Source organism: Salibacterium qingdaonense (assembly GCF_900114715.1).
GTDB classification, from domain to species: Bacteria; Bacillota; Bacilli; order Bacillales; family Marinococcaceae; genus Salibacterium; species Salibacterium qingdaonense.
In genome coordinates this window covers 183,777-196,419 of sequence record NZ_FOTY01000004.1, presented here as the reverse complement: position 1 = coordinate 196,419, position 12,643 = coordinate 183,777, and the positions used below count along the sequence as shown (strand labels likewise).

Here is a 12,643-nt window from a genome sequence, read left to right as displayed (position 1 = left end):
GTGCGCTGCTGCTGCAGCGCACTATTGTTTTCCAGCGGGTTAGAAGGTATAATTTCAGGGGAAACATGACTGTCTGTACCGACCGCTTGGCAGGACATCATGAAAGATTGAAAGGAACGGTGACTTTCCTATGAACGACGATGAGAACCGTAGAACATCTGCCGATAATGCGCCCTCGGACCTAAAATCCAGCAGCGGCACAGATCGGCTGGCACATAAAGATTTCAGTAAGTACTTTGATTTTTCCGGCGCGGAAATGGAAGAAGAAGACGGCAGACAGTACATGAAAATCGGCGGCCGCAGCATTTTAATCAATGAGCAGCCTGATTATAAAAAAGGACGCAAACGAGGCCGTGAAGAAGTGGAAGTGCATTATGACTTTTCTATTCCGGAACATATGCAGCATATTGGAACCGGCAAACAGTATTTAATTCGTACGTACGGATGCCAGATGAACGTTCATGATACAGAAAACATGGCAGGTATTCTGGAAGAAATGGGATTCAGCGCAACCGAGGATCCACAGGAAGCCGATGTCATTTTTCTGAACACCTGTGCCATTCGAGAAAACGCGGAAAATAAGGTGTTTGGTGAAATCGGCAACCTGAAAAACCTGAAAAAAGAAAAACCGGAACTGGTTCTGGGCGTATGCGGCTGTATGTCGCAGGAAGAATCGGTCGTCAACCGGATTATGCAGAAGCACCAGCATATCGACCTTATTTTCGGCACCCATAACATTCACCGCATGCCGGAACTTTTGTGGGATGCCATTCAAGGCAAGGAAATGGTTATCGAAGTGTGGTCCAAAGAAGGCGATGTTGTAGAAAACATGCCGCGCAAACGGGCAGGAAAAACGCAGGCATGGGTCAATATCATGTACGGCTGTGACAAATTCTGTACGTACTGTATCGTACCGTATACACGTGGAAAAGAAAGAAGCCGGCGTCCTGAAGATATCATCGCCGAAGTCCGGGATATCGCCAGACAAGGGTATAAAGAAATTACGCTTCTTGGTCAAAACGTGAATGCGTACGGGAAAGATCTGAACGAAGATTACGGGCTTGCCGAATTGATGGATGAACTGCGCTTGATTGATATTCCGCGTGTTCGTTTTACGACGAGCCATCCGCGTGACTTTGACGATGACCTCGTGCAGGTGCTTGCCAAAGGCGGAAACCTCGTGGAACACATTCATCTTCCGGTGCAGTCCGGAAACAGTGAGGTTCTGAAATTAATGGGGCGTAAGTATACGAGGGAAGAATATATTGAACTTGCCCGTAAAATTAAAGAAGCGATTCCGCACGCTTCATTTACAACAGATATTATCGTCGGCTTTCCAAATGAAACGGAAGAACAGTTTCAAGAGACCCTTTCTTTAATGAAAGAAATGGATTACGACAGTGCCTTTACCTATATCTACTCCCCGCGCGATAAAACGCCGGCCGCCCAGTTTGAGGACAACGTGCCGCAAGATGTGAAAAAAGATCGTCTCGCGAGACTGAATAAAGTCGTAAATGATATCTCGGCACGCCGCAACAAAGAACTTGAAGGCAAGGTTGTAGAAGTACTTGTAGAAGGGGAAAGCAAGAAAGATGCAGAGGTATTATCCGGCCGTACCAGGACAAATAAACTGGTGAATTTCCGTGGACCGGCATCGGTTATCGGAGAGATCGTATATGCCCGCATTCAAGAAGCAAAAACCTGGTCGCTTAACGGCGAAATGGTGGAAACTGCAGAGGTGAATAAGTAATGAGTGAATCTGTCTATTCAAAACAGGAAGTATTGAACAAGGCCCGCGAACTTGGAACGCTTATTTCTGAAACAGAAGAAGTGGACTTTTTCAAACGTGCCGAAGCCCAGATTAACCGCAACGTAAGGGTGCAGGAACTGATCCAGAAAATAAAAAACAAACAGAAGCAGGCCGTCAACCTGCAGCATTACGAGAAAAAAGAGGCATTGAAGCAGGCGGAAGAAGAACTCGCTGCACTAAATGAAGAGATTGAAAACATCCCGATTGTGCAAGAGTTTCAGCAGAGCCAAAAAGATGTGAACGAGCTCCTGCAATTAGTCTCGACGACAATCTCCAACAAAGTAACCGATGAGATTATTGAATCCACCGGTGGAGACAAATTAAAAGGAACGACCGGCGGATCCCCGTTCCTTGATTTGAAACAGCAGTAACCGGGTTTTGGCTGAAAAAGCCGGGGAAATAAAATACCGGATCGGCGTTAATCCGGACGATGTTCCTGCAATCGGCAGCATCGTCCGGATTTTTTAATGCTGTATAAAGCGTCATTGCTGGTACCCTCATATAAAATTTCACGTACCATAATATTTTTCATTTCAGACTAAAAATAATTCATAAAATAAAGTGGTCAACTTAGGCGGTGGACCTGCATATAGTTAAACAAGAATGACACGGAGTGTCTTCATGGCACTTCTATGTAGAAAAGGGAGGGTCATCGATGCCGACGGAAAACGAAGCGAGATACCGGGAAATCGTCACAAAGGCTGTGTGTGGTAAAGGAAAAAAACACTGCAGGGATACTCATGTTGTAAAACCCCCTCAAAAACCTTCCAGCATCCTGGGCTGCTGGATCATAAATCATGAGTACGATGCGGACAGAAGAGGAGATTCCATCGAGGTAAACGGCCGTTATGATGTCAACGTGTGGTATTCCTATGAAGACAATACGAAAACGGATGTGACAACCGGGAATGTCACCTATACCGAGTTGATACCGCTGAAGATGAAGCAGAAGGAGCTCATCACGGATGAAGTGGATGTTATCGCCAGGGCGTTAAAGCAGCCCAATACGATTGAAGCGGCAATCGGGGAGAAAGGAAAAGATGTAGAAGTGGAAGTGGAAAAAGAATTTTCCGCGGAACTTATAGGAGAAACGAAAGTATGTATTCAGATACATCCCGATGCCGAAGATGATGATTATAAAAACGTGAAATGGGAAGAGCAGGTATCAGAAGAAGAACTGAAGTCTATTGATACGGATTTTCTTGAAGACAAGGATCAATAATGAAAGGAAAAAGCCCGGTTAAAATAAACCGGGCTTTTTCCTTTCATCAAAACCCGTATGATATAATAAGAATATACATCAATCAGCAGTGGAGGAATAGACGTGGCCGAAGAAACACCCATGATGAAACAATATAAAGATATAAAATCGCAATACGGGGATACATTTTTATTTTACCGGCTTGGTGACTTTTACGAGCTTTTTTTCGATGACGCCGTGCAGGCTGCCCGGGAACTTGAAATTACGCTGACCCGTCGGGGAAGCAGTAACGAGCAGCACATTCCAATGTGCGGGGTGCCGTATCACTCGGCTGAGCAGTACATTTCCACTCTCATCGAAAAAGGATATAAGATTGCCATCTGCGAGCAGGTGGAAGATCCAAAAACTGCAAAGGGTGTCGTCCGCCGCGAAGTTGTACAGGTGGTAACACCGGGGACTGTCATGGAAGGAAGGGCTGTCAGAGAGAATGAAAATAATTTCACCGCCGCTCTCTATCCCTGTGAGGACGGAACTGCTTCATTTGTAAAAGCAGACTTAACAACAGGAGAAATAGAAGGGGCGGTCCTGGATAAAGATACCCGTCAGTGGCAGCGCGAAATAACGCGGACCGGAATAAAGGAGCTGATTGTTCCTTCTTTTTTTGACGCCGGAAACATTCTTCCCGCATCGATTGTCTGTTCCACAGAAGAAAACACAGAGCTTCAGCAGGAATTTCAAACCCTTCTTCCGGGAAATACAGGATTAAAAGTGGAGACGGCGTTCGCGCTCCTGACGAATTACTTTATGCGGACTCAGAAACGGTCGTTATCCCACCTTCAGACGATGCTTTTGTACCGCCCGAAAGACAGCATGCAGCTTGATATTCATGCGCGCCGGAACCTGGAGCTGACAGAAACCCTGATGGATCACAATAAAAAAGGGTCACTGCTTTGGCTCATGGATCAGACCGTTACAGCGATGGGCGGTCGTCTCGTTAGAAAATGGGTGGAGCAGCCCCTTTTGAATGCAGGCGATATGAAAAAACGGCACTCGGTGGTAGAGTCGTTTCTCGCGCATTATTTTGAAAGAGAGGAACTAAGAGACAGACTCCGCTACGTATATGATCTTGAACGGCTGGCCGGCAAAACCGCCTACGGCAATGTGAATGCCAGGGAAATGGTGCAGCTCCGGCGTTCGCTTCAGGAGCTGCCTGACCTTTTTTCCCTGCTTGACTCGCTGGAAAATGAAACAATGAAAGAATGGACCGAACGCGCAGGAGATTTCAGTAGTCTGCGCAGCATGTTAGAGAAAAGTCTGGAAGAGGATCCGCCGGTTTCCATTACGGACGGGGGCCTTATTAAAGAAGGCTGGCATGATAAACTGGATGAATATAAAGAAGCAAGCCGAAACGGAAAAGACTGGATATCCAGACTCGAAAAAGAAGAACGGGACGCAACTGGAATTAAATCGTTGAAAGTCGGATTTAACAAGGTGTTCGGGTATTATATTGAAGTTACCAGACCGAACATCCCCTATCTTCCGGAAGGCAGATATGAGCGGAAACAGACGTTAACGAACGCCGAACGTTATATTACCCCGGAACTGAAAGAAAAAGAAGAGATGATTCTTGGTGCAGAGCAGCACAGCACGGAACTGGAATACCAGCTGTTTCTTGAAATCAGAGATCGGGTTAAAGAATACCTTCAGCCGCTTCAGCAGACGGCACGGATTATCAGTGAAATGGACGTACTGCAGGGATTTGCTGTACAGAGTGAACGGATGCAGTACGTGCGCCCGGAATTCTCCAGCAGCCGCCGGCTCTCTATTACCGACGGGAGGCATCCGGTGATTGAACAGATGCTGGACCAGGGAGAATACGTCGCCAACGACATGGAATTAAATGATCAGCGGGAGATACTGCTGATTACAGGCCCGAACATGGCCGGTAAAAGCACGTACATGCGCCAGACCGCGCTGATTTCCATCATGGCCCAGGCCGGATGCTTTGTTCCCGCAGAAAAGGCTGAACTCCCGGTATTTGACCAGATTTTCACGCGTATCGGAGCATCGGATGATTTAACGTCCGGGCAGAGCACGTTCATGGTTGAAATGCTGGAAACGAAGCAGGCGCTTTCGATGGCGACCCCGGACAGTCTCATTCTTCTTGATGAGATCGGCCGCGGAACGTCGACTTACGATGGGATGGCGCTGGCGCAGTCGATCGTGGAATATATCCATGAGCGCGTTGGTGCCAAAACATTGTTCTCCACCCACTATCATGAACTGACGACACTCGAAGACACGATGTCGAAACTGTTCAATGTCCATGTCCGTGCTGTGGAAGAAGAAGGAAATATTGTGTTTCTTCATAAGGTGGAGCAGGGAAGAGCGGACCGGAGTTACGGCATTTATGTTGCCAAACTCGCGGAACTGCCCGAAGGAGTGCTGGACCGCGCGGAAACGCTTCTTCATCAATTTGAAGGAAATGATGCTGCGATTTTAAAAGAGCGGATTGAGGAAGCTCCTGTGCAGACAGACGATCCATCGTCTGATACTGACCCCGGGGACGGGGAACAACTCGCATTGTTCGAACCCGAATCTCCCAGCGGAACAAAACAAAAACATACGAGCAGAACGCATCCTGTTGTGGAGGACCTGAAAAAGGCGGATGTACTTCATATGTCGCCGATTCAGGCACTCGAATTATTGTATGAGTATCAGCAGAAATTGAAAGAATAAGGAGGGGCGGTTATGGCAGAGGTAAAAAAACTGACCGACGAATTATCCAATAAAATCGCAGCCGGAGAAGTGGTGGAACGCCCCGCCTCGATTGTAAAAGAACTGGTGGAAAATGCTGTAGATGCCGGCAGTACCCGGGTCGATATTGACATTGAAGAAGGTGGTCTGTCTAAAATACGGGTGGTGGACAACGGCAGCGGTATGACGCGGGATAATGCGGAGCTGGCGTTTCTCCGGCACGCCACGAGCAAAATCACATCAGAGCGGGATTTGTTTCAGATTGCGAGCCTTGGTTTCCGCGGCGAGGCACTGCCCAGTATTGCTGCGGTGTCCAATCTTGACTTGACGACCGGAACCGGGGAAGGAGAAGGAACACTCATCCGTTATCAAGGGGGAAAGCGGATAGCCCTTTCTGCTGCAAAATCCCGGAAAGGAACAGACATTACGGTACGGGACTTGTTTTTCAATACACCGGCTCGTCTGAAATATATGAAAACCATCCATACCGAAACCGGTAATATTACGGATGTGGTGAACCGTCTGGCGCTTGCAAATCCGTCTGTTGCCATCACGTTGTCCCACAATGGACGACAGCTCCTTTTCACAAATGGAAACGGAGATATGAAAGCTGTTCTTGCGGCGATATACGGCCGCCGCACCGCCGCAGGATTTCTACCGGTGCAAGCATCTTCCATGGATTACAGGATTCAGGGACTGGCGGCTGAACCGGAAGTGAACCGGGCATCGCGGCAGTACATCTCCATTTTTATTAACGGACGTTACGTCAGACACTTCCCCATTGTAAAAGCTGTGGAAAAAGCTTATCATACGCTGCTGCCAATCGGCCGTCATCCGATGATTGTTCTTCATATCGAGATGGACCCGGTGCTGATTGACGTCAATGTCCATCCGGCAAAACTGGAAGTGAAAATCAGCAAGGAACAGGAACTGCTCTCACTTATTGAACAAGCTTTAAAAGAGACGCTGCAAAAGCAGACATTTATTCCGGAAGTGGAAACATCGCGGGCAAAAAATCCGAAGTCGGAACAGATGCCGCTCGAATGGGATACACCATCCCGTGGAGCAGAGCATTCCCGTCGTCAGAAAACCGTCTCTTCTCCGGCCTCCAGCACACAGCCGCAGGAGGCGATGCAGCCCGCTCCGGAAGAAGCGATGGAGTCCAGTGCGCCGGCTTATGCTTTGGAACCGGACCCTGCTGCCCGGACAGAAGAAACCATCGATACACAATACGCTGTCCGCCCTGCAGCGGAATCCGGGAAAACAGAAGCTGAGAACCCCGATGCCGGCCGCGTTCCCGAACTTGAACCTATCGGGCAGCTTCACGGGACGTACATTCTTGCCCAGAATGATACCGGACTTTATATTATTGATCAGCATGCTGCCCAGGAACGAATTTATTATGAATACTTCCGGGACAAAATCACAGAAACCAACCGCCATATTCAGGAGCTCATGATCCCAATCACTCTGGAACTCTCTTCGGAAGAAGAACGCATCATCGCTTCCTATGAAGAAGAGTTAAAGCAGGCAGGTGTGTATCTTGAACCATTCGGGTTCCGGACGTACCGTGTTTCTTCTCACCCAGCCTGGTTTCCCGAAGGAGAGGAAGAAAATACGATCCGGGAATTGATTCAGCAGCTGTTTGAAGACAAGAAGATCCGCGTTTCTGCGCTGCTCGAAGAAGCGGCCATATTGATGTCCTGCAAAGGGGCAATTAAGGCGAACCGTCATCTCCGTGGTGATGAAATACAGTCGCTCCTAAACGACCTGCGTCATTGTGAGACACCGTTCACCTGTCCTCACGGGAGACCTGTTTTTATTCATTTTTCCGGTTATGATATGGAAAAAATGTTTAAGCGGGTTATGTAGTGTGAAAATGTTTGCATCTTCGTCACATTTTCGGGGGATGCTCTGGGTATATCATATGTTATAATGCCTGAAAATGGTTTATGAAGGAGAAGTGGATCATGACTGCTTTTGATTTGATTGCTATACTCAGTGTTTCGGGACTCGCTATCTTTATCAGCTCCATCATGGCTGTTTATTTTATGAAGCAGTCTCAATCCGATCACTAAACCCTGCTCTTATACCTCCGGGAGATCCCTTTTTATAAAAAGGGATTTTTATTTTGACGAAGGCGCGAGTGAGGAGCTCCTTGAATCCAGTAGAAAGCAGGTTTACTGCGGCAGCAGAGTGGGCCTGGGTCCCCGGGTTTTGTATACAGTGTTTGTAAAAGGAGAGTTGTCATGACAAAAGACAGAGTCGTCGTTATCGCCGGGCCTACAGCCGTCGGTAAATCAGAAACCGCGATCCGGCTTGCTTCGTATTTTGATGGGGAAATTCTGAGTGGAGACTCCATGCAGATTTACAAAGGTCTTGATATCGGCACGGCAAAAGTACCCAAAGACGAGCGGCGCGGCATCCCTCATTACTTTATCGATGAACGTTTTCCGGATGATACATATTCTGCGGCTGCCTTTCAACAGAAAGCAGCCGAGCGCATCCGAAGTATTAATGCACGGGGGAAACTACCCATTATTGCGGGCGGCACCGGACTTTATATCCGCTCTGTTATCCGTGGATTCGATTTTCACGATACGCCCTGCGATCCGGAATTCCGCCGGGAAATGGAAGAGTTTGCCCGGCAGTACGGCGCCCGCGCGCTTCATGACAAACTGCGGAGAATCGACGAAGAAAGTGCAGGCCGTATTCATCCAAATAATATAAAAAAAACGATTCGAGCGTTGGAAATCCAACATATCGGGGGACAGGCGGCGCGGTCTTTCGAATCAGAATCCGCTACCCCGTATCACCACCTCATGATCGGTTTGACGATGGAACGAAGTGTATTGTACCAACGCATCAATGCGAGAGTGGAACAGATGATTCATGAGGGGCTTATTGACGAAGCAAAATGGCTGTATGATGAGTATCCGCATCATGCTCAGGCGGCCCAGGCCATCGGATATAAAGAATTCTTTCCATACTTTGAAGGGCGTTGTTCATTCACTGAAGCAGTGGAGACACTGAAACAGCATTCCAGACAGTATGCCAAACGGCAGTTAACATGGTTTCGCAATAAAGAAGATGTGAACTGGTTCGACATGACAGACCGCCTTCATGAAGAAAAAATCGAGAAAATGATTCAGTTGATAGAAGGAGAATATGATCCGCCGTCGAATAGGTATGAATAGAGGCAGAGTATGATGAGGAGGACGTTATGTCATGAAACAGCCGGTTAATATTCAGGATCAATTCCTTAACACGCTGCGCAGAGAGAAAATACCTGTCACTGTTTTTCTTCTGAATGGTTTTCAACTGCGGGGGCATGTTAAAGCTTTTGATAATTTCACCGTCGTACTGGACAGCGACGGCAAACAGCAGCTTATTTATAAGCACGCGATATCTACCTTTGCACCCCAGCGTCAGGTGTCGCTGCAGGTAGAAGCGGAATCCACAGACTCCGGCACCGAAAAATAAACAAAAGCTTCCAGGGTTGCCTGGAAGCTTTTTCGATGCGTGTACATAACACAGACTTATGTGAAAGCGAAGCAGCAGCGCTTTTTCAGAAACTGCTGTTCTTGGAAGTACTGTTGTTCCGGGCGGCATAGTCTATGTACTTTGTTAATGTCAGGATCGTGTTCAGGCCGAGCGTCTCCTGAATGTACTCAGGGCTTAGACCTGATTCCAGTGCACGCACAATAAACGTGTTGCGGAGGTGCTTCGATGAAATGGAACGCTCAATGCCGGCCCTTTTCCTTTCCATGCGTATCATTTTCTGAATAGCCACTTCGGTTAACTGCTTGGGGCGGTCTTCTTCATAACTCCACCGGTACGTCCGACGCTGGAAATCAAAGGCGGCAAAAACCGGATGATCCTCAAGAAATGGACGGACTGGTTTCGGAATAACCTGAAAATAATGATACAATAAAGACTGATCTTTTTTGGATAAAGAAACCACGCGGGGGTTACCGGTGGATTCCGGAATGAAAAGCTGCCCCTGTCCCTGGTTCATGTCTTTGAGACAAAGAGAAGCCAGTTCCTGCAGACGAAGGCCGTAACGGAGAAACCAGCGGATAATAACCAGATTTCTCGGAGCAAGCAGCGGACGTGCCGCTGCTTGCTTTTCACTCAGTCCTGCATCGGACTGCAGGGTTTTCATTAATTTTTTTTCTTCTGAAGGATGGATAAGATCATCGGAGGTGAACTCATCCCCGGTTAACTCCGCCGGATCGAACGCTTTCATTGGGTTGTCTTTTCGTCTGCCTGTGCTGTGAAGATATTCGAAGTGCTGTTTCAGCACGGTGTGAATTCGTTTTATCGTGCGCTGTTGGTAGTCCCTGCTCTGAACGAGAAACGCGAAATACTCTTCAATCCGGTGCGTTGTTGCTTCGTCCAGAGCAGATAAGCGATCCGCACCGGCAGACACTTCAACAAATCGGAAAAAATCGGCAAGATCATAATGGTAACGGGTGATCGTGCTGTCTTTTCTCCCTCTGGTTTTCAGATATTCAAGAAACTCCTGCGCCGGTGAAGGGAGAGCATACATGTTTTCCGTCATTCTTTTCTTCCTTTCCATAAGGTCGTGTATCCATTATATCAGACTCCTGATTCACCAATCACTATGGATAAACGTATAGTATAGGTAGACGCCCACAGGATATTGTGCTCAGAAAGAGGGGATGACTGTGATGGTACAGATGAAAGACAGCAGGAAAATACAAATACAGCTGAATCAGGAAAATATAGAACCGGCCGAAAGACGGGAAGGCTTTTCGGAGACGACGCATTATCCTCTGTTAAAAGCAGAAAAGCGGATCAGCGGCATGATCGGGATGGATCCGGTGAAGACCTTTATCCGGGAAATGTATGCGCTCGTCTATGTGAATGAATGCAGAAGAAAATTAGGGATGACGATATCCCCCCAGAATTACCATATGCTTTTCACAGGAAACCCAGGCACAGGAAAAACGACAGTTGCCCGGATTATGGCCTCCATGCTCAAAGATATGAATGTTCTGGAAGAAGGTCACTTTATTGAAGCGGACCGGGCGGATCTTGTAGGGGAATATATCGGCCAGACGGCACAAAAAACAAAAGATATCGTAAAAAAAGCGGAAGGAGGCATTCTATTCATTGATGAAGCTTATTCGCTGGCACGGGGCGGTGAAAAAGACTTCGGCAGGGAAGCCGTTGATGCCCTTGTAAAAGCAATGGAAGACAGGCAGCATAAATTTGTTTTGATTCTGGCTGGGTACCCTGATGAAATGAAACAGTTTTTAAAGCTGAATCCCGGTCTGCCCTCAAGATTTCCCAATACGCTTTCATTCCGTGATTTTTCCGGAGCTGATATGCTTACACTGACGGAACAGCTGATGGAGGAAAAGCAGTATCAGCCTACAGCTCGAATGCGGCAGAAATTGTCCCGTCATTTTCAGATGCTGCGGGAAGCGGATTTTCGTCAAAATGGCCGATACGTGAGAAACTTGGTGGAACGCATCATCCGCCGCCATGCCCTTCGTCTTCTGGAAGAACCGGTAACGATGAATAAACACGCACTGATGACACTCGAAGAAGTAGATATGCCCGATGCATGAAAGGAGTAAAGAAATGACTGAAAAAGTAATAACAGCCGGATGTCGATTTCCGGGTGTTTCGGAAGAGGATTTGGAGAAAAGTCTGGAAGAATTAACCGCCCTTGTTCATACCGTCAACGGGCAGGTGCAGGAACGCTTTATCCAGGCAAGACAAAAACCGGATCCGGCCACGTTTATCGGAAAAGGGAAAATTGAAGAAATCAATCATGCGGTCGAAGAGCAGGAAGCGGATTTGGTTGTGTTTAATGATGAGTTATCCCCGGGGCAGATCCGGAATTTGGACCGGGAAATTCCGGTCCGTGTCATCGACCGGACACAACTGATTCTCGATATTTTTGCCGGGCGGGCCCATACCAAAGAAGGGAAGATTCAGGTGGAACTCGCTCAACTTTCATACCTTCTTCCCAGGCTTGCCGGGCAGGGAGAATCTTTCTCCAGGCTTGGAGGAGGTATCGGAACACGCGGTCCCGGTGAGACAAAACTGGAAACGGACCGGCGGTATTTATTGAAACGAATGGATGATTTAAAAGCCCGGCTGCAGGAAGTGAAAGAGCAACGGGAAAACTACCGGAAACAGCGCCGAAGAAATAAAGCTGTTCAGTTTGCCCTCGTTGGTTACACAAACGCCGGCAAGTCGACACTGTTAAGCAGCCTTTCCGGTGCGGAGACGTTTAAGGAGGATCTGCTTTTTGCAACACTGGATCCGCTGACCCGGCAGACGCAGCTGCCCTCCGGCTACCCGGTGCTGCTTACAGATACGGTTGGTTTTATAAGGAATCTTCCCACTACACTTATCGCAGCGTTCCGCTCTACACTCGAAGAGGTGAAAGAAGCAGATGTGCTTATTCATGTTGTCGATGCCTCCGATCCTTCGGCGGACGACCATATTGACACTGTGGACAAGCTGCTTGAAGAACTGGATGCCCATACGATTCCGGCGATCACCATTTTTAACAAGGCGGATGAGATGAATGGAAATTACGTAACGACCGCATCGAAGCATCCGTTTATTTATATGTCGGCCCTTGAAGAAGAGGATGTCGATTCCCTGCGGCATCTGATGGAGAAGACGCTCAGGGAACAAATGCAGTATTACAAAGTGAAAGTGCCCGTAGAAGAAGGGAAAGCCATTGCCGATATTCAGCGGTTAACGATGGTTGATACAGAAGAGATGAGTGATGACAGCCGGTACGTAATCTTTACCGGGTCTGCCTTTTTGGATCATCCGGTCCAGGGGACACTTCAGCAATGGAAAAAATAGAAAGGAAACCATAC

The 12,643-nt window shown here is 47.8% G+C and carries 10 protein-coding genes; 9 read left to right on the top strand and 1 reads right to left on the bottom strand.

Annotated elements, in window-relative coordinates; translation table 11 throughout:
- Window positions 1-130 precede the first annotated feature (130 nt).
- The 7 genes from miaB (at window position 131) to hfq (ending at window position 9,251) form a co-directional block, all read left to right on the top strand.
- Window positions 131-1,750 carry a tRNA (N6-isopentenyl adenosine(37)-C2)-methylthiotransferase MiaB gene (miaB, locus tag BM058_RS05645; protein ID WP_090926050.1) on the top strand — a complete coding sequence of 540 codons (1,620 nt, stop codon included), beginning with the start codon at window positions 131-133 and terminating at the stop codon, window positions 1,748-1,750.
- Window positions 1,750-2,181, top strand: coding sequence for a RicAFT regulatory complex protein RicA family protein (locus BM058_RS05640; RefSeq protein WP_090926049.1), 432 nt, complete (start codon window positions 1,750-1,752; stop codon window positions 2,179-2,181). Before miaB ends, BM058_RS05640 begins: the two co-directional genes overlap by 1 nt.
- Before the next feature lie 284 nt (window positions 2,182-2,465).
- The gene (gene cotE, locus BM058_RS05635) at window positions 2,466-3,032 is read left to right on the top strand and encodes an outer spore coat protein CotE (RefSeq protein WP_090926048.1); all 567 of its coding nucleotides are present in this window, start codon (window positions 2,466-2,468) and stop codon (window positions 3,030-3,032) included.
- Between the two features lie 102 nt (window positions 3,033-3,134).
- Entirely contained in the window at window positions 3,135-5,750 is a 2,616-nt protein-coding gene (gene mutS / locus BM058_RS05630) for a DNA mismatch repair protein MutS (protein WP_090926047.1), read from the top strand.
- A gap of 12 nt (window positions 5,751-5,762) precedes the next feature.
- Complete coding sequence (gene mutL / locus BM058_RS05625) at window positions 5,763-7,640, top strand: DNA mismatch repair endonuclease MutL (RefSeq protein WP_090926046.1); 1,878 nt, start codon at window positions 5,763-5,765, stop codon at window positions 7,638-7,640.
- 377 nt (window positions 7,641-8,017) lie between these two features.
- Window positions 8,018-8,965, top strand: a complete 948-nt coding sequence (miaA, locus tag BM058_RS05620) for a tRNA (adenosine(37)-N6)-dimethylallyltransferase MiaA (protein WP_090926045.1) — start codon at window positions 8,018-8,020, stop codon at window positions 8,963-8,965.
- A gap of 31 nt (window positions 8,966-8,996) precedes the next feature.
- Window positions 8,997-9,251, top strand: coding sequence for an RNA chaperone Hfq (hfq, locus tag BM058_RS05615; protein WP_090926044.1), 255 nt, complete (start codon window positions 8,997-8,999; stop codon window positions 9,249-9,251).
- A gap of 85 nt (window positions 9,252-9,336) precedes the next feature.
- Here hfq and BM058_RS05610 read toward each other — a convergent pair whose 3' ends face one another.
- Window positions 9,337-10,332, bottom strand: coding sequence for a tyrosine-type recombinase/integrase (locus BM058_RS05610; protein ID WP_177195445.1), 996 nt, complete (start codon window positions 10,330-10,332; stop codon window positions 9,337-9,339).
- A 130-nt stretch (window positions 10,333-10,462) separates the two neighbouring features.
- Between BM058_RS05610 and BM058_RS05605 the strand changes: the two genes are divergently transcribed.
- Both BM058_RS05605 and hflX read left to right on the top strand, forming a co-directional pair.
- Entirely contained in the window at window positions 10,463-11,368 is a 906-nt protein-coding gene (locus tag BM058_RS05605; RefSeq protein ID WP_245736856.1) for an AAA family ATPase, read from the top strand.
- A gap of 13 nt (window positions 11,369-11,381) precedes the next feature.
- The gene (hflX, locus tag BM058_RS05600; RefSeq protein WP_090926041.1) at window positions 11,382-12,629 is read left to right on the top strand and encodes a GTPase HflX; all 1,248 of its coding nucleotides are present in this window, start codon (window positions 11,382-11,384) and stop codon (window positions 12,627-12,629) included.
- The last annotated feature ends 14 nt before the right edge of the window (window positions 12,630-12,643 follow it).